The sequence below is a fragment of the Aliivibrio sp. EL58 genome, assembly GCF_900312675.1.
Classification (GTDB): Bacteria; Pseudomonadota; Gammaproteobacteria; order Enterobacterales; family Vibrionaceae; genus Aliivibrio.
In genome coordinates this window covers 1-19,612 of record NZ_OMPC01000011.1, presented here as the reverse complement: position 1 = coordinate 19,612, position 19,612 = coordinate 1, and the positions used below count along the sequence as shown (strand labels likewise).

The following is a 19,612-nucleotide window of genomic DNA, read 5'->3' as shown; positions in this document are numbered from 1 at the left end:
CCATTAGATATTTACAAAATAACCACAAAGTGGACTAGGAGAAAGTAAAATGATCACAGGTATCCAAATTACTAAAGCTGCAAATGACGATCTTCTTAACTCAATCTGGCTACTAGATAGCGAGAAAAACGAAGCTCGTTGTGTTGTTGCAACTGCTGGCTTTGAAGCTGACCAAGTTATTGCTGCAAACGAACTAGGCGAATACGAAAGCCGTGACGTTGCAATTGAAAAAGCACCAAAAATTGAAGGTGGTCAGCACCTAAATGTGAACGTTCTACAACGTGATACATTAGAAGATGCTGTTAAGCACCCAGAGAACTACCCACAACTAACTATCCGTGTTTCTGGTTATGCTGTGCGTTTCAACTCTCTAACTACTGAACAACAAAAAGACGTTATCGCACGTACATTCACTGAAACTCTATAATTTTAGAGTAAATTGAATTCAATAAAAACGGCACTCATTGCTCATGAGTGCCGTTTTTTTGTGCTTAAAAAAGCCTCTTAAATAACGACTTATTTAGTCTGTATTTAAGAGGCTTTTTCATAAATAACACATCAATTAATTATGATGTGCTACTTGAGTTATATTATTAATGCTTTTAGTTACTGAACTTTACGAAGTACTGCTTTTAATTCATCAAAATCGTTAGCAAGATCTTCAGATAATAGTTCCATTGCATTATGTTTAGCTAATGGAGCAGGCAGTTCAAGATCGCTACCTAGAATATCATCGACGACTTCTTTAAATTTCGCAGGATGTGCTGTACATAAGAAAAGTCCGGTCTCACCTTCATTAAGCTGCTCTTCAAGAATGCGATAAGCAATTGCACCATGTGGCTCACATAGGTAACCTTCAGCATTCATCGCTTTTAATGTTTCAGCGCTTTGCTCATCCGTCACTGCACCTTTACCAAGCGTTTCTAAGCCCCAACCTAAACGCTGACATAGCTCTTCAATTCGAGGCCAATTGTTTGGTTGGCTCACATCCATTGCATTGGAAATCGTTGGGATCGTCGTTTTTGGCTCCCACTTACCTGTTTCAAGGTAGCGCGGTACGGTATCATTAACATTAGTTGCAGCAATAAAACGTTTCACAGGCAAGCCAAGTGATTTCGCTAATAAACCCGCGGTTAAATTACCAAAATTACCACTTGGTACAGAGATCACGACCTCATTACGCTTTTCTTTTGGCAGCTGAGATACCGCTTCAAAGTAGTAACAAATTTGCGCCATTAAGCGGCTAATATTGATTGAGTTCGCTGAATTCAATCCTACTTCTTTACGTAGCTCTGCATCATCAAAAGATTGCTTAACTAACGCCTGACAGTCATCAAAGTCACCATCAACAGCAACGGTGTGAATGTTCTTACCTAACGTACAGAATAATTTCTCTTGCAGTGGGCTGATCTTACCTTTCGGATAAAGGATAACTACCTTGATATTTTCCATACCATAGAATGCATGAGCCACAGCCGCACCAGTATCACCTGATGTTGCTGTTAAAATAGTAATTTGCTCATTACCTTCAGTTACCGCTGCTAAAGATTGCGCCATAAAACGGCCACCAAAATCTTTAAACGCTAACGTTGGACCATGAAATAGCTCAAGAGCATAAACACCCTCTTTTACAGCATGGATTGGTGCAGGGAATTGAAACGCATTTTCAACCATGCTCTTCACTGTATCTTGCGATAGTTCATCACCAATAAATGCAGATAGGATCTTAGTACTACGCGGTATAAAATCTTCAGCTAGAAGCGCATCAACATCATCAAACTTAGGTAATTCTGATGGAAAAAACAGTCCTTGGTTACGACCTAGGCCTTGGCGAACCGCTTGGCCAAAAGAGACCTGTTCATCATTTTCTTTTATGTTATACAACTTCATAGTTTACTTCCTGTTACTTGTGAGCCTTGCTTATCTAAACGACAAACATGGACAAATCCTTCATCATTTTGAACATAATTTTCTTGTAGCCAACGAGAGACTCTATCTGCTACGTCTTTATCTTTACAGATACTAAATAGCGTTGGCCCTGAACCAGAAATACCGGTTGTCAGCGCACCTGCTGAAGCGGCGTATTCACGCGCTTGAGCAAAATTTGGTAACAGACGCTCACGGTAAGGTTCTGCCACCACATCTTTAATCATTTTTGCAGCTAACTCTGGTTGCTTTGAATAACATGCATGAATAAAGCCTGCTAAGTTACGGCCATGAGCTATCACATCCTGACGGCGATATTGAGAAGGTAGAATCTCACGCGCTTCTGCTGTTGATACTTTAATTCCTGGGTATGCCATCACCCAATACCACTCATCAAAACACGGAACTTCTTGGCTGATAATACCTAACTCTTCAACCATTAATTGCAGACCACCAAGATAGCAAGGGGCAACATTATCATAGTGAATACCACCAGATATCTGCCCTTCCATCTCACCCATTAGCGCCAACACTTCCATGTCAGTTAATGGTTTACCATGAAATACATTCAACGCATCTAATGCAGCTACAATCGAACAGGCACTAGAACCAAGCCCAGAGCCAATTGGCATGTTCTTCTCAAGCACCATATGAATCTGTTTAAGCTCAATGCCTTTTTTGGCAAGCTCTCTTGCAAATACACGCCAGCAGTCATAAACAATATTTTCTTTTGGATCTTCAGGTAGCTTATCTACAAAGCTACCTGCCGTTGCTAAGGTGAAAGCTTCCGTTCCTAATTCAACTAAAACACGATCACCCAACAATGTGCCATCAATTGGAGATACTGCGGCACCTAATACATCAAAGCCGACGCTAACATTACCAATTGATGCTGGAGCATAAACAACCACACTCATTTTTATACTCCTAATTTCCAACCAAGGGTACGCATTAAGTCCGAGAATACGCCAGCCGCTGTTACTTCAGTACCGGCACCGTAACCACGTAATACCAATGGGATCGGTTGATAGTAACGACTATAGAAAGCTAAGGCATTTTCACCATCTTTAATTTTAAACATAGGATCATCGCCATCAACAGCCGCGATACGAACCTTACATTTGCCTTCTAGGATCTCACCGACATAACGCAGTACCTTTCCTTCAGCTGCTGCTTTTTCCGACTCTTGAGCAAAATATGCATTCGCTTCAGGAAGACGAGCCATAAACTCTTCAACCGTACCTGAATCATCAAAACCTGGTGGTAAAGCTTGTTCTACTTCAACATCATCGAGTTCAATTTCAAGACCAGATTCACGAGCAAGAATTAGAAGCTTACGAGCCACATCCATACCAGAAAGGTCATCACGAGGATCCGGCTCAGTAAAGCCATTTTGTTTCGCAACATTAGTCGCATCACTCAATGACATACCTTCATCTAACTTACCGAAAATATACGATAAAGAACCGGATAAAATACCATTAAACTTCACCAATTCATCACCAGCAGCAATCAAGTTCTGAAGGTTTTCAATTACTGGTAGACCTGCACCTACTGTTGTCTCATACATAAACTTACGACGAGTACCACGAGCAGCATTACGCAACTGATGGTAATACGCCATTGAGTCTGTATTGGCTTTCTTGTTTGGGGTAATTACATGGAAACCCGCAGATAAGAAATCAACATATTGAGCAGCTATGCCATGATCTGACGTACAATCAATGATTACAGGGTTAATAATATGGTTGCGCTGCACTAAGGCAATTAAACGAGCAAGGCTAAACTCTTCTGTCGTATTATTCATACGATCACGCCAGTTATCTAACGGGATGCCTTTGCTATCAAGCAATAATCCACGACTGTTTGCTAAACCACAAACACGGATCTCAATGCCTTTTTCTGCAAGTTTTGGTTGCTGACGTTGAATCTGATCAACTAACTCACCACCAACACCACCAACACCAACCACGAATACATCTAAGAAATGCTTACTGTTAAACAGGTTTTCATGACACGCTTTAATTGATTCTGAGATTTTATCTTCAGGAATAACGGCTGAAATCGCACGCTCAGATGAACCTTGAGCAATGGCAATAATATTAACGTTTACTTCAGTTAATGACGTAAAGAATTGAGAAGCGACGCCTTTTGATGTGCGCATACCATCACCAACTAAGGTCACAATAGCTACGTTATCAGTGAATTCTACCGGCTCTAATAAGCCATCTTTCAATTCAAGTTCAAATGCTTCTCTTAATACTTGCTCTGCTTGAGACTTATCTTCTGCTTCAATACAAAAGCTGATGCTGTACTCTGAAGAAGATTGCGTAATAAGAACAATAGAGATACCAGAAGTAGACATCGCACCAAATACACGGCTTGCCATGCCAACCATGCCTTTCATACCTGGACCACTAACATTAACCATTGTTAAGCTATTTAATGTAGTAATACCTTTAATGGCAAGATTATCTTCACCTGTATCTTGACCAATTAATGTACCTGGACCTTGAGGGTTAAAGCTGTTTTTAATTAAACAAGGAATATGGAATTGCGCGATAGGAGCGATGGTTTTTGGATGCAGAACAGACGCACCAAAATAAGAGAGCTCCATGGCTTCCTGATAGCTTAATGATTTTAATAAACGTGCATCATCAACTAAACGAGGGTCACAATTGTAAACACCATCAACGTCAGTCCAAATTTCACAACATTCAGCTCGAAGGCAAGCAGCAAGAACCGCTGCTGAATAATCAGAACCATTACGACCTAAAGTAACCAGTTCACCTTTCGCATTACCCGCAGTAAAGCCCGGCATAATGTTTACATGACCAGAAGGTAAAGGTTCATTTTTAAAATTGAGCGTTGATATATCGACATCAACAGCACCTTCAAGGAAGTCACCGCGAGCGTATAGATATTTAACAGGGTCAATCAGACTTGCCGGCTGGCCTTTGGCCTCAAGAACGGTTTTCATCGTAACGATTGATATGCGTTCGCCTTTACTGATGATTTTTGCGTATACGTTATCAGGACACATACCTAACAGGGTTATGCCATGAACGTACTGACGAAGTTGAGAAAGCGAATCTTTTAGTTTATTTTCAAGCGCTTTAAGATCAACTTGTGGTAAAGCGACAGCAATTCCATTAAATAACTGAACAAAAGCAGATTCCAGTTCTAAAATCTGTAATTCAGCTTCCCCATTGGTAAGAACATTATCCACCACTGAGACTAATTTATTGGTTACTTTTCCTGGTGCCGATAAAACAACAGAAACTTCTTGCTGCTGTGCATTATTGGCAATGATATCTGCGGCACGTAAAAAACGATCTGCATCGGCTAATGACGAACCACCAAACTTTAATACTCGCATTTCTATCCTCCCTAAAAACGAGTGTTACTGCAGTATCCTTACTGCTTCTTAGCATAATAACCATTTCGGTAAAGAATGAAAGAATACAGTTAAGAATTAGTAACTAAATTGCAAAAAAAAGCCCGCTCTGATTAATCAGGGCGGGCTTTTTTAAAATACTTACGCGTATCAGCCCACCCCAGCAACCATGGTGCCGGTAATTGTTGTGGTGATAATCATTGAGCTGATAGTGAACATATAATAAAAACTCTAAAATAAATGATTGCGATATACAATAATTACCTTACTTTCCTCTTACAAGTCAATGAAAACTTTATTCATTAATTTAACAAAAGAAGAATATATCGCCTCAAGTCATTGAGTATCATCTATAAAATAAGCTTTTATAATTTTAATCTTTACCGTTAAATTAGTAATTCTTTACTCATCAAAACCCCATTAAGATCGGCATAAATATAATCGCCTGGAGAAATGATCTGTGTATTAATGGTGACGGACACCTGCTGCTCTCCTGCCCCTCTTTTCTCTGTTTTAAAAGGGGAGGTACTTAACGCCTTTAATCCTAATGGCATATTCTGTATAGCGCCAACATCGCGCACCGCACCATAAACGACGACGCCTTCCCACTGGTTGTTCACCGCAAGCGTTGCAACTTGATCGCCTAGTAACGCTTTTTGGCAAGAGCCATTGCCATCAATCACTAACACTTTGCCTTTACCATTGGTTTGTAATACTTCTCTCACTAACGAGTTATCTTGGTAGCAACGTACCGTTACAATCTCACCATAAAAGCACACTTTTCCACCATAATTTTTAAACTCAACATCAATGAGCTGTACTTTGTCTTCAAATTGGTCACAAATATCAGGTAATAAATCCATTTTATTTTCTCCTTGTTTGTAAAGTTGACTCTACAATAACAACATTCGTTAAAATACTTCGCGATTATTCGCATAGTTATTTACAAATTTAATATAGATATGTCTCTATATTTATTACTACACGCTATTGATATCGATTACTATTGACCTAAATCAATAAAATGTATGGAAATAAAAATCGCTTATTGTTAGAGTGGTGTTAAGGGATTAAAATCTCCCTTCTAATGGAGTTTCAGCTAGTAGCTCACGAAATTAGAGCTTTATCATGTTATTGGGTATATATTCAATAACAACCACCAAGGATGGCGTACCGTTTAGGTTTCTGTTCTTCTCTTAACATTTTAGTTGAGTATTGAAGAATCTATTCCTATTTGTAAATTTTTTATTATAGAATTAACACCCTTAATTCTACTTTTGACTTTAATCAGTTAGTTAGGTACCGCCCATGCAAACCCCTCAGATCCTAATCGTTGAAGATGAACACGTAACTCGTAATACACTAAAAAGCATTTTTGAAGCCGAAGGCTACAATGTTTTTGAAGCGAGTGACGGCGAAGAAATGCACAATGTGCTTTCTGAGCAACAACTTAACCTTGTGATTATGGATATCAACCTACCAGGTAAAAATGGCCTTCTTCTTGCTCGTGAACTTCGTGAGCGTGGCGATATGGCTCTAATGTTCCTAACAGGTCGAGACAATGAAGTTGATAAGATTTTAGGTCTAGAAATTGGCGCTGATGATTACATCACTAAGCCGTTTAACCCTCGCGAACTAACTATTCGTGCGCGTAACTTATTAACTCGTTCAATGAACCAAAGCACAACAGTTGAAGATAAGAAAACTGTTGAACGTTATGCGTTCAATGGTTGGACAGTTGAAATCAATAGCCGTTCTCTTGTAAGCCCAAGCGGTGAGAGCTATAAGCTTCCTCGTTCAGAGTTCCGTGCTCTTCTTCACTTCTGTGAAAACCCAGGTAAGATCCAGACTCGTGCTGATCTTCTGAAAAAAATGACAGGTCGTGAGCTTAAGCCACACGATCGTACGGTTGATGTGACAATTCGTCGTATCCGTAAGCACTTTGAATCAGTAACTGATACTCCAGAGATCATTGCTACAATTCACGGTGAAGGTTACCGTTTCTGTGGTGATTTAGAAGAGCTATAAGCCTCTTTTAATTTACCAATAAAAAATGCCCAGCTAGTAATAGCTGGGCATTTTTAGTTTATACAAAGCAACTAGCCTCGAGTTGAGGTGACTAGTAAACCGTGTCGATCTGAACGTCAGTTTCAACAATCCACTCATTATTTGCTTCAATTGCGATATCAACAGGCTGTGCTGCGTCTATATCGTAAAAAGATTGTCCTGCAATTTCCCAAGTATGGTTATCATGAACCCGTACTTCAAACTCTTCATCAGATAGCGGCCATGAATTATCACCTTGACGAAGAAGTACTTTATCAATAACCAACTCAGGAGCAATTACCTGTTCTGATGTTAACGTCAGAGCAAAATTAACTTTACTCTCATCTCTTTCTTCACCAATGGTAGGCATCTGGTCAACCCATACCGCTGAATTAAGCTGAATTTTAGCATCCATCACTTCAATTTTATTATCTTGCTTCCAATCAGCTTGTGGCTGAGATGTCATTTGACAACCTGATAATGCGACCATCATTACTGAGGCTAATAATACCTTTCTCATCATATCCCTTATTTATCTTGCTGCTCTAGCCAGCTTTTTAATATTTGAATATCATTTTCATATTCATTTTTGATTTCTTCGACCCAATCATCAATGTTTTCCCACCATGCAGGTAAATCTGGCGATTGTGCTTTTTGAGCGACTTGTTGAATATGCTTCAATCCAATAGAGCCCGCCGCCCCTTTCATTTTATGAGTTTCAAACACAATACCGTCTTGATCTCTTGCTGTCATGTTTGTGTCTAGAATTTGAATGTATTCTTTCATGCTTTTTTCAAACATTTCAATACTAGCATGGACAGGTTTAGTCCCTACAATATCAATGTATGACTCTAACATCTCTATATCTAATAAACGCTCAATCAGCTGTTCATTCTCTAATTGTTCCGCTGTTTTTACTGGTTGTTTTAATTTCTGTTGTACTATTTTCTTATCTGACATCGAGAATAACTCAAGCACTTCGGTTAATGCTTTCACACTAAGAGGTTTGCTTATCGCCTCATCCATGCCCTTTTCAAAGTATTCATCTTTCTCTTTTAATAAATTAGCCGTCAATGCAACTAATGGCGGTAGCTCGTCGAATTTCTCTCTCAATGCCTGAGCAACATCAAAACCGGTCATATCTGGCAATTGAATATCCAGTAAGGCTAGATCGTATTTAGTTGGGTCAAATTGATTAAGAGCGTCTTCACCGCACATGGCTACATCAACAGTGTGGCCAAGGCTTTCAAGCAATGAGCGAGCTACTGTCACATTCAACTCAATATCTTCCAACATAAAGATACGCAATGACTTAGCACTTTTCTTTTCTGGCATCGCTTCTTCTTCTTTTACAGAATCCACTAATGGCACATTAATCGTTACTGTAAATGTACTGCCAAAGCCTAGTTCACTGCTTACGGTAATATCTCCATCCATAAGGTTTATAAGCTCTTTAGATACAGCTAAGCCAATCCCTGTTCCGACGGCATGCAGATTGTCTTTGCCTTGTTTTACTTGATAGTACATTGCAAATACATTATCTAACTCTGATTCAGGGATCCCAATGCCAGTGTCTTCAATCTCAAAGGTTATTTCTGCACTGTCAGAATATATCTCTGCGCCCACAGACATTACGACACTGCCTTCTTTAGTGAATTTAGTCGCATTACCAATTAAATTCCAAAGCACTTGGCGTAGGCGCGTACTATCAACACTAATATTTGCGGGTAAATCAGAGAGTCTTTCAAGATCAAAGCGCAATCCTTTCTGCTCAGCCATTAAGCCTGAAATATTTTCCATCTCAGTAACAAAGCTTATGAAATCAAGCGGCTTAGGTAGCAGTTCTAATTTACGACGATCAAATTTATCCATATCAATAATATCGTTAAAGATATTACCAAGGGTGATCGCACTGACATTAATGGTTCGCATATAGTTATGCTGTTCATCATCAAGACGGGTATCTAACAACATACGACTTAAACCAACAATGCCATTCAGTGGAGTGCGTAACTCATGGCTTATTGTAGAAATAAAGGTGGTTTTATCACGACTGGCTTTTTGTAATGCATCTTCATATTCTTTACGTTCGGTAATGTCTCGTCCAAAACCAACCAAACCAAGATGACGGCCTGACTTACTGTAGAACGGGATCTTACTTAGCTCAAAACACGCTTTACGACCATCAGGGTAATCTAACCACTGCTCATAAGTTAAGGCTTTGTCGTCTCTCAATACTTGTCTATCAGTATCAATAACTTTGGCAGCGACTTCTGCGTTATAGACGTCTTTTGGAGATAAACCGATCAACTCTTTTTCTGTTTTACCCGTAAGATCTTCCATCGCTTTATTACAGCCAGAAAAAAGACCAAGGTCATTTCGATAATAGATAATGTCTGGAGAGGTATCTAGGTAAGATCTAAGTAATGCGGTTTGTTCTGCTAATTCTAATTGCGCTTTTTCTCGTTGAAAGACTTCATTTTCAAGATCTTCCATCGCTTCTTTTCTGCCATCTTCTGCTTTTTCACGCTCTTCAATTTCTTGATTTAGCTTCTTTACGTTGCCTTGTAATTTTTTATTTAAATCTAAATCACGAGTGCGCATCTCTTCCATCTTACTGACTAATTTAGAAAGTCTTTGACGAGAGTCTTCTAAATGCTCAACGACGACGGATAAGAAAAAGACAGCCCATGGTGTAATTAATAACCCAAAGAACACTGAACGAACAATATCCAAATCATTAACTTCACCACTTAATACAAGCGTAACGCCAACTTGAACAATAACGGCCAATGCAACTAAAGCAATGGCAAGTAAGAGACTAAAACGAACGATGCCAAGTCTCACCATGAGATCGACATAAAATTGCGCGAGAATTTTTAACTGCTTCATAAACACACCCTGATAGTATTCAGCTAAATAATATCAGGGTTAGCTCTATTTGAGTTATTTTTTCAATACTGGGGCGGTATATTTGAAGGGTTGGTTAATCAAAGAGCCTTGTGCACCTTTGTTATTTAAAGCCATACCAACATTTGTTAAACCTAACCAACGCGGTTCGCACCATAATGGCGAAAGAAGGGTTGGTCTTCTTGCTGTCGCTGATACTCGGTGATACACAATCTCTGGAGGGGTTAATCGAATTAATTCACAAGCAACATCGACATAATCATCCATCTCTGGCGCTTCTATTTTTCCCGCTCGCCACGCTTTGGCCATAGTACTGCCTTCAACAATATGCAAAGGATGTAATTTAAGTCCATCCGTTCCTGTTTCAAGTACTTTAGCCAAGGTAGTGCGGTAGTCTTCCTCGGTATCGCCGGGTAAACCAATAATTAAGTGCGTACACACCTTAATCCCAAGCGCTCTTGCTTTACGAGTAATCGCATCATAACAAGCAAAGTCATGACCTCGATTAATACGTTTTAGGGTTTTATCATTGGCCGTTTGCAACCCAAGCTCTAGCCAAACTTCATAACCATCATCAACATAGCCCTTCAATAAGTCTAATACGGCATCAGGCACACAATCAGGACGAGTTCCAACGCATAGCCCTACAATATTTGCAGATTTAAGCGCTTCTTCGTACATGTTTTTAAGAACTTGAACTTCAGCAAAGGTATTCGTATAAGCCTGAAAATAAGCAAGGTACTTTTTAGCACGCTGCACTTCTCCTGCTCTATCTACCAACTGATCATGAATCGATTTGAACTGCTCTTGTTCATCAGAAAATGAAGCTACATTACAAAAGGTACACCCACCCTTTCCTATCGTTCCATCCCTGTTTGGACAACTGAATCCACCGTGAAGGGTCAGCTTATGTACTTTTTCACCATAACGGCGCTGTAAATCCTGTCCAAATGTATTTGCTAGTTCATGAAGTTGCATCGCGATAACCAATTAAGTAAATCAAGCACTTAGTTCACAAATAAAAAGAAGTCTCAATTCTATTTGTGAAAGTTGCTAACTCGTTTGTAAAAAAAGACCGTAAATAATAGCGAAAACCGTCACTCGCAATTGTAATTTATATCAATAAAAGACGCATAAAGTGGCGGTTAAATGCGAAAAAAGCCGAATTATTATAAATACTTATTCATTTTGAGTAAAAAAAGTGAAAATTACGTGCAACTTTCGTTGGTATTTAATATGACAAAAATGTAGGATAGTTACATCGTAAAATAGTTTAATTTGCCATCAACATGAATGTTGTGGTGTTTCGATAGTGATATCTACCCTCAGACAACAAATACAACGGATAAAAATGTATTTGATAGATATCACAATGGATTGGGTTCGTTTGCACGTCATATTAAGTGATGCCAGCAAGCGCCAGAATGGATTCAAACTTGCTACCTCTTGAGACTAACTCACAGCAAGTTCGATTAAAATTTAGCAAAGGACTAGACAGAAACTTACGTAGAGAAGTTGTGTCTGCATAATACTGGAAGGATGTATCTATGGTAGATAGAGAGCAGAATACACAAGGCATGTATACTCCCGAGTTGGAGCATGATGCGTGTGGTATCGGTTTTGTCGCTCACCTCAAAAACCGTAAATCTCATGATGTGGTTACTCAAGCACTTGATATGCTTGCTCGTATGGAACACCGTGGTGGTCAAGGCTGTGATCCATGCAGTGGTGACGGCGCGGGTATTCTTTTACAAAAGCCTCATGAGTTTTTATTAGAAGAAGCCGTAAAACTTGGTATTAAACTGCCATCTTTTGAGAAATACGGTGTTGGTGTTGTCTTATTCCCTAAAGATGAGCATAAACGTCAACAATGTAGAGATATTTTAGAGCGTAATGCTCAACGTCTTGATTTAGAAATCATTGGTTATCGCGTTCTTCCTGTCGATAATTCAATGCTAGGCGACGATCCACTAAGTACAGAGCCTCAATTTGAGCATGTATTTATTTCTGGTGGCCCATCAATTACCCCAGAAGAGCTTGAACGTAAATTGTATGTTCTACGCAACTACACCGTTCGAGTCTGTTTGGAAAGTATTTCTAATATTGGTGATGATTTCTACATCAACTCTCTATCATACAAAACACTTGTTTATAAAGGCCAATTAACGACTGAGCAAGTTCCACAGTACTTCCTAGACTTACAAAATCCAACAATGGTGACGGCATTAGCGCTGGTTCACTCTCGTTTCTCTACTAATACTTTCCCTCGCTGGCGTCTAGCTCAACCATTCCGTTACATTGCCCATAATGGTGAGATCAACACAGTTCGTGGCAACTTGAACTGGATGAAAGCCCGTGAAGCTATTATAGAATCTGATCTATTTAGCCAACAAGAAATGGATATGCTACTTCCGATTTGTCAGGAAGGCAGCTCAGATTCATCGAATTTCGATATGGCGCTAGAACTGCTTGTTCTTTCTGGCCGTAGCTTGCCACACGCATTAATGATGATGATCCCTGAAGCGTGGCAAGAAAATAAAAACATGGACCCTACCCGTCGCGCGTTCTATCAATACCACGCGAACGTAATGGAACCTTGGGATGGCCCTGCGTCTGTTTGTTTCACCGATGGTGTTCAAGTAGGTGCAACACTTGACCGTAATGGTCTTCGTCCTTCTCGTTATACCGTGACAAAAGATGACTTCCTTGTGATGGCATCTGAATCTGGTGTTGTAAAAATAGCACCAGAAAACATTGAATTCCGTGGTCGTCTGCAACCAGGTCGTATCTTTGTTGCTGACTTAGAACAAGGCCGTATTATTTCTGATGAAGAAGTAAAAGATGGCATTGCGAAATCACAACCTTATGAAAAATGGGTTGAAGAGAACCTTCTAAGCTTAAATAAACTGCCTGAAGCGACAAACCAATTCAGCCAACCTTCTCCTGAGCGCCTACTCAATCGTCAACAAGCGTTTGGCGTTACCTCTGAAGAAGTGAATGAGATCATCCTACCATTAGCGAAAACGGCTTATGAGCCACTAACTGCAATGGGTGCCGATTGGCCACTAGCGATCCTTTCTCATCAATCTCAGCATTTATCTAACTATTTTAAGCAGTTGTTTGCCCAAGTAACTAACCCACCTATCGATCCGATCCGTGAGCGTATGGTTATGTCGCTAAACACCTACTTAGGTAAAGACCAAAACTTACTTGCTGAAACGCCTGAGCACTGTCAGAAAGTCGAACTTGAATCACCGGTTCTTTCTAACTCTGAGCTAGAAAAACTGCGTGCTATTGATAACGAACATCTACAAGCAAAAACACTGGATATCGTTTTCCAAGCCAATGAAGATTCAGGAAAGCTTGAGCGTGCACTTAAACGTATCTGTCAGTATGCTGAAGATGCCGTCGTTGATGGTTACTCTATCATTCTACTAACAGACCGCGCAGTTAACTCAAACCACGCAGCTATCCCTGCAATGCTTGCGGTTGGTGCGGTTCATCATCACCTAATCCGTAAAGGGTTACGTGCTAAGTGTGACATCGTGATTGAAACGGGCGATGCTCGTGAAACTCATCACTTTGCAACCTTGGTTGGCTATGGCGCAAATGCGGTTAACCCATACCTAGTTATTGAAACCATTGTTGAACTTCAACGTGTTAAAAAGCTAGACCCGACGGTACATCCAAAAGTATTGTTTGATAACTACCGAAAAGGGGTTAATGGCGGCCTACTTAAGATTTTCTCTAAGATGGGCATTTCAACACTACAGTCATACCATGGCGCTCAAATCTTTGAAGCACTTGGTATCAGTAAATCAGTAGTTGATAAGTACTTCACAGGGACCGTTTCTCGTATCCAAGGTCTAACGATTGATGATATCGCAAAAGAAGTGTTAATCCGTCACCGTGTTGGCTATCCAACTCGTGAAATCCCAGTTCAAGTACTTGATGTGGGTGGCGTATATCAGTGGAAACAACGTGGTGAGAAGCACCTGTTTAACCCTGAAACAATTTCTCTACTTCAAGAGTCAACTCGTAATAAAGATTACGGTCAATTTAAGAAATACGCGAAAGCGGTTGATGATCAAGGTGATGATGCAGCAACACTGCGTAGCCAATTAGATTTCATCAAAAATCCAGCAGGATCTATTCCTTTAGAAGAAGTAGAGCCTATTGAGAAAATCCTAAAACGTTTTGCTACTGGAGCAATGTCGTTTGGTTCTATCTCACACGAAGCTCACTCAACACTTGCTGTTGCTATGAACCGTATCGGCGCTAAATCTAACTCAGGTGAAGGTGGTGAAGACCCGATTCGTTTTGAGAAAAAAGATAATGGTGACTGGGAACGTTCAGCAATCAAACAAGTGGCTTCTGGTCGTTTTGGTGTGACATCTTACTACCTAACTAACGCTGATGAGCTACAAATCAAGATGGCTCAAGGTGCGAAACCTGGTGAAGGTGGTCAACTACCTGGTGATAAAGTCGATGATTGGATTGGTGCAACACGTCACTCAACTCCTGGAGTTGGTCTGATTTCACCACCGCCACATCATGATATTTATTCAATCGAAGATTTAGCACAGCTTATTTACGATCTGAAAAACGCCAACCGTAAAGGCCGCGTTAACGTTAAGTTAGTATCTGAAGCGGGTGTTGGTACTATCGCCTCTGGTGTAGCGAAAGCAAAAGCAGACGTCGTTCTTATCGCCGGTTTTGATGGTGGTACGGGTGCATCACCAATGTCTTCTATCCGTCATACTGGTCTTCCGTGGGAACTAGGTCTAGCTGAGACACACCAAACACTACTGAAAAATGGGTTACGTAACCGTATCGTTGTTCAGTCTGATGGCCAAATGAAAACACCTCGAGATCTTGCAGTAGCAACACTTCTTGGTGCTGAAGAATGGGGCGTTGCAACAGCAGCTCTTGTTGTTGAAGGCTGTATCATGATGCGTAAGTGTCATAAGAATACTTGTCCTGTTGGTATCGCAACACAAAACAAAACACTTCGTGAGCGCTTTGACGGTCGCGTAGAAGACGTAGTGACTTTCTTCCAGTACATGGCTGAAGGTCTACGTGAAATAATGGCAGAACTAGGTTTCCGCTCTATTGATGAAATGGTTGGGCAATCTCATAAACTGAAAGTTCGTGATGATATCGGCCACTGGAAATACAAAAACTTAGATTTATCACCAGTACTACACGTTGAACAACCTCGTGCTGAAGATGGTATCTATAACCAAATTAAACAGCAGCATAATCTAGAAGACGTATTGGATCGTAAACTTATTCAAGTCGCTACTCCTGCACTTGAAAAAGGTGAAGCGGTTACTGCTGAATTCGATATCCTAAATACCGACCGAAGTGTAGGTACTATGCTGTCGAATGAGATTTCAAAAATCTATAAAGACCAAGGTTTACCGCAACCAATGAACGTGAAGTTCAACGGTTCTGCTGGTCAAAGTCTAGGTGCTTTCCTTGCTAAAGGGGTGAAATTTGAAGTCGAGGGCGATGCGAATGATTACTGGGGTAAAGGCTTATCTGGCGGTACGCTAGTGCTTTATCCAAACCTAAAATCAACGATTGTTGCTGAAGATAATATTGTTGTAGGTAACGTTTGTTTCTACGGCGCAACTTCTGGCGAATCTTATATTCGTGGTATGGCCGGTGAGCGTTTCTGTGTACGTAACTCAGGTGCAAAAGTTGTCGTTGAAGGTGTTGGTGACCACGGTTGTGAATACATGACTGGCGGTGTCGCACTAATCCTTGGCTCTACAGGTCGTAACTTTGCGGCAGGTATGAGTGGTGGTGTTGCCTATGTTTGGGATAAGTCTGGTGATTTTGAATCGAAACTCAATTCTGAACTTGTTGACCTAGACCCTATTGAACAAGAAGATAAAGATCTTCTATTAGAAATGCTAACTAAGCATGTTGAATTCACAGGAAGTGAAGTTGCTCAGTCTTTCCTAGATAACTTTGAAGCAAACTTGGCCTCTCTGGCTAAAGTGATGCCGCGTGATTACAAAGCGGTTCTTCAAAAGCGTAAAGCTGAAGCACAACAGGCACAAACGGAAGAAGTGGAGGCAGTATAATGGGTAAGCCTACTGGATTTTTAGAACATGGTCGTGAGCTACCAAAGAAACTCGACCCAACAGTTCGAATTCAAGACAATAAAGAATTTGTATTGAATGATGAATTTGCTGACAAGATTGGTACACAAGCATCTCGTTGTATGGATTGTGGCGTGCCGTTTTGTCACAACGGTTGCCCTATTGGTAACATCATTCCTGAGTTTAATGATGCGGTATATCGTGATAGCTGGGAAGAAGCGTGGAAGATCTTAAGTTCAACCAATAACTTCCCAGAGTTCACAGGCCGAGTGTGTCCTGCTCCTTGTGAAAGTGCCTGTGTTCTTGGTATTAACCAAGACCCAATCACTATCTGTAATATCGAAAAAACGATTGTAGAAACCGCGTACCGTGAAGGGTACGCGCAGCCTAAAAAACCTCGTTCTCGTACAGGTAAAACAGTTGCTATTATCGGTTCAGGTCCTGCAGGTTTAGCCGCAGCAGAACAACTAAACAGTGCAGGCCACTCTGTAACTGTATACGAACGCGATGAAAAAGTCGGTGGTCTACTACGCTTTGGTATCCCTGACTTCAAGTTAGGCATGGACATCATTGATCGTAAAATCAACTTAATGGCTGATGCCGGTATCAAGTTTGAAGTTAATGCTCACATTGGTGTCGATATTAATGCACTGCAATTACGCCAAGACTTCGATGTCGTTCTACTCACTGGTGGCTCTACAGTACCAAGAGATCTACCTATTCCAGGACGTGAACTCAATGGCGTTCACTTTGCTATGGAATTCTTAGGTCAAAACAACCGTCGTGCTAATAACATGGATCTTAAAACTAAAGAGATCCATGCTAAAGGTAAGCATGTTGTTGTTATTGGTGGTGGAGATACGGGTTCTGACTGTGTAGGTACGTCGAATCGTCATGGCGCAGCAAGCATTACTCAGGTTGAGATCATGCCGATCCCACCAGAGAAACGCCCTGCAAATATGCCTTGGCCTCAATATCCAATGATCATGAAAACAACCACTTCTCACGAAGAAGGCTGTGAGCGTCATTGGAATATCTTAACCAAAGAGTTTATCTCTGATGATGCTGGTAATGTAACTGGTCTTCGTATTGCTGATATCGTTTGGCAAGACGCGAAACCAGGTGAACGTCCAGGATTTGATGAAGTCGCTGGTAGTGAGCGAGTGATCCCTTGTGATCAAGCATTCTTAGCGATGGGCTTCTTACACCCTGAACCTACAGGTGTATTAGCTCAACTAGATATTAAACTGGATGACCGTGGCAACGTAGCAACAGATGGCTATGCAACCAATCAAAAAGGTGTATTTGCTGCTGGTGATATGCGTACTGGTCAATCCCTGATTGTACGTTGTATTAATGAAGGCCGTGAATGTTCTAGAGAAGTAGATGCTTATCTTATGGGTAACTCGAATCTAGAAGCAAAAGCGGATTCGCTAATGCTATCTGCATCCTAGTTTTTGATATAGATTAATTCAGGTTTCCTTCCAAACCTTTGGCCAACATTTCGATGTTGGCCTTTTTTATTCTATACTAACAACGCCTATTCAAAATAATGAACTGACCTATGATAAAAATAATCTCCATATTTTCAATATTGCTAACACTTACCGCCTGCAGTAAAGGAATCGATAATATGCCTGATAAGTCAAAAATGATGTGTGCTGATAAACCTAACTGCATCTCGACATTAGAAACTAGAGCTGATTTCAACGCTGCCCCTTTCACACTTAATAACCCCGATACAAAAATAGAGACTATCGCTCAAATAGCAGAGCAGCTCAAAGGTGCAAAGATTGCAGTTATGAGCGAAAACTACGTCAGAATAGAATCGACAAGTACTGTCTTTCGCTTTGTTGATGATTTAGAGCTTAGAATAGAAGGGAGTAACCTTATTGTTCGTTCAGAGTCTCGTACAGGACACTCTGACTTTGGTGTAAATAAAAAGCGCGTTGAAAAATTAAGAACGATGCTACTAGAGCAAAACATAATTTCTCAATAGACGTAAAAAAGCTCTAATCTTTCGATTAGGGCTTTCTTGGTATAGTGGCGGAGTTAACGGGACTTTCTATTAACCTTGAGAGCGACACTTCCCCCGGCGTGACTGGCCGCTAAGCTCTCCAATAAAAAGCCTAACCAACTGAACTATCGCTTCGCAGTGTCTATTCTAAATCATTTTACTTTTATATAGACGCAAGAAAGCCCTAATCTTCCGATTAGGGCTTTCTTGGTATAGTGGCGGAGTGGACGGGACTTTCTATTAACCTTAAAAATGACACGTCCCCCGGAGTGACAGGCCGCTAAGCTCTCCAATAGAAAGCCTAACCAACTGAACTACCACTTTGCTGTGTCTATTCTGCATCATTTTACTTTTATACAGACGTAAAAAATCCCTAATCTTTCGATTAGGGCTTCTTAGTATAGTGGCGGAGTGGACGGGACTTTCTATTAACCTTGAGAGCGACACGTCCCCCGGTGTGACAGGCCGGTAAGCTCTCCAATAAAAAGCCTAACCAACTGAACTACCATTCCGCAGTGTCTATTCTGCATCATTTTACCTTTATACAGACGTAAAAAAGCCCTAATCTTTCGATTAGGGCTTTCTTGGTATAGTGGCGGAGTGGACGGGACTCGAACCCGCGACCCCCGGCGTGACAGGCCGGTATTCTAACCAACTGAACTACCACTCCGCAGTGTCTATTCAGCATAATGCTATTACTTAAATAAAACATATTATGTTTTATTCTGTTTTTATCTTTAAAAAGATAAAAACTAATTTAAAGCCTGGCGATGTCCTACTCTCACATGGGGAAACCCCACACTACCATCGGCGCTATTACGTTTCACTTCTGAGTTCGGCATGGGATCAGGTGGGTCCATAACGCTATGGTCGCCAAGCAAATTCTTTCTATCTACCTCAATAAGAGATAAATAATAATCTGGAAAGCTGTGTATGYGTTCTTAATCACATTCAATACGTTTCTTGCAACTTCAAATCCGTTCAAAACCCCTTGGGTGTTGTATGGTTAAGCCTCACGGGCAATTAGTACAGGTTAGCTCAATGCCTCGCAGCACTTACACACCCTGCCTATCAACGTCGTAGTCTTCAACAACCCTTTAGGATACTTAAAGTATCAGGGATGACTCATCTCAAGGCTCGCTTCACGCTTAGATGCTTTCAGCGTTTATCGATCCCGAACTTAGCTACCGGGCAATGCTACTG

General features: G+C 40.7%; 12 protein-coding genes, 1 tRNA gene and 2 rRNA genes. 5 read left to right on the top strand and 10 right to left on the bottom strand.

What is annotated here, in order from left to right:
- Positions 1–49 precede the first annotated feature (49 nt).
- Positions 50–427 carry an autonomous glycyl radical cofactor GrcA gene (gene grcA, locus ED622_RS17420; RefSeq protein WP_045102834.1) on the top strand — a complete coding sequence of 126 codons (378 nt, stop codon included), beginning with the start codon at positions 50–52 and terminating at the stop codon, positions 425–427.
- A gap of 179 nt (positions 428–606) precedes the next feature.
- Here the strand turns inward: grcA and thrC are convergent, their stop codons facing one another.
- The 4 genes from thrC to ED622_RS17395 all read right to left on the bottom strand — a co-directional run bounded on the left by thrC (position 607) and on the right by ED622_RS17395 (position 6,186).
- A complete protein-coding gene (thrC, locus tag ED622_RS17415) occupies positions 607–1,890 on the bottom strand; it encodes a threonine synthase (RefSeq protein WP_122036253.1) in 1,284 nt (427 codons plus the stop codon).
- Entirely contained in the window at positions 1,887–2,843 is a 957-nt protein-coding gene (gene thrB / locus ED622_RS17410; protein ID WP_122036251.1) for a homoserine kinase, read from the bottom strand. Before thrB ends, thrC begins: the two co-directional genes overlap by 4 nt.
- Positions 2,844–2,845: 2 nt before the next feature.
- Entirely contained in the window at positions 2,846–5,305 is a 2,460-nt protein-coding gene (thrA, locus tag ED622_RS17405) for a bifunctional aspartate kinase/homoserine dehydrogenase I (protein ID WP_122036249.1), read from the bottom strand.
- A gap of 404 nt (positions 5,306–5,709) precedes the next feature.
- Complete coding sequence (locus tag ED622_RS17395; protein ID WP_122036248.1) at positions 5,710–6,186, bottom strand: putative 4-hydroxy-4-methyl-2-oxoglutarate aldolase; 477 nt, start codon at positions 6,184–6,186, stop codon at positions 5,710–5,712.
- 445 nt (positions 6,187–6,631) lie between these two features.
- Between ED622_RS17395 and arcA the strand changes: the two genes are divergently transcribed.
- A complete protein-coding gene (gene arcA, locus ED622_RS17390; protein WP_045102839.1) occupies positions 6,632–7,351 on the top strand; it encodes a two-component system response regulator ArcA in 720 nt (239 codons plus the stop codon).
- 91 nt (positions 7,352–7,442) lie between these two features.
- Here arcA and ED622_RS17385 read toward each other — a convergent pair whose 3' ends face one another.
- Genes ED622_RS17385 through ED622_RS17375 form a run of 3 tightly spaced genes read right to left on the bottom strand, consistent with a single transcriptional unit; the run spans position 7,443 to position 11,257 of the window.
- Positions 7,443–7,892, bottom strand: a complete 450-nt coding sequence (locus ED622_RS17385) for a membrane lipoprotein lipid attachment site-containing protein (RefSeq protein WP_254052657.1) — start codon at positions 7,890–7,892, stop codon at positions 7,443–7,445.
- Between the two features lie 5 nt (positions 7,893–7,897).
- Complete coding sequence (arcB, locus tag ED622_RS17380; RefSeq protein WP_122036244.1) at positions 7,898–10,261, bottom strand: aerobic respiration two-component sensor histidine kinase ArcB; 2,364 nt, start codon at positions 10,259–10,261, stop codon at positions 7,898–7,900.
- A 54-nt stretch (positions 10,262–10,315) separates the two neighbouring features.
- Positions 10,316–11,257, bottom strand: a complete 942-nt coding sequence (locus ED622_RS17375; protein ID WP_122036242.1) for a TIGR01212 family radical SAM protein — start codon at positions 11,255–11,257, stop codon at positions 10,316–10,318.
- A gap of 569 nt (positions 11,258–11,826) precedes the next feature.
- Between ED622_RS17375 and gltB the strand changes: the two genes are divergently transcribed.
- The 3 genes from gltB (at position 11,827) to ED622_RS17360 (ending at position 18,391) form a co-directional block, all read left to right on the top strand.
- Entirely contained in the window at positions 11,827–16,374 is a 4,548-nt protein-coding gene (gltB, locus tag ED622_RS17370; RefSeq protein WP_122036240.1) for a glutamate synthase large subunit, read from the top strand.
- A complete protein-coding gene (locus ED622_RS17365) occupies positions 16,374–17,846 on the top strand; it encodes a glutamate synthase subunit beta (protein ID WP_045102844.1) in 1,473 nt (490 codons plus the stop codon). Before gltB ends, ED622_RS17365 begins: the two co-directional genes overlap by 1 nt.
- 113 nt (positions 17,847–17,959) lie before the next feature.
- Complete coding sequence (locus ED622_RS17360) at positions 17,960–18,391, top strand: DUF1499 domain-containing protein (RefSeq protein ID WP_174213463.1); 432 nt, start codon at positions 17,960–17,962, stop codon at positions 18,389–18,391.
- A gap of 611 nt (positions 18,392–19,002) precedes the next feature.
- Here the strand turns inward: ED622_RS17360 and ED622_RS17355 are convergent.
- The 3 genes from ED622_RS17355 to ED622_RS17345 all read right to left on the bottom strand — a co-directional run.
- Positions 19,003–19,079, bottom strand: a tRNA-Asp gene (locus tag ED622_RS17355).
- Positions 19,080–19,171: 92 nt separating this feature from the next.
- Positions 19,172–19,287 (bottom strand): 5S ribosomal RNA (gene rrf / locus ED622_RS17350).
- Between the two features lie 124 nt (positions 19,288–19,411).
- Positions 19,412–19,612: ribosomal RNA gene (locus ED622_RS17345) — 23S ribosomal RNA — on the bottom strand; the annotation flags it as partial.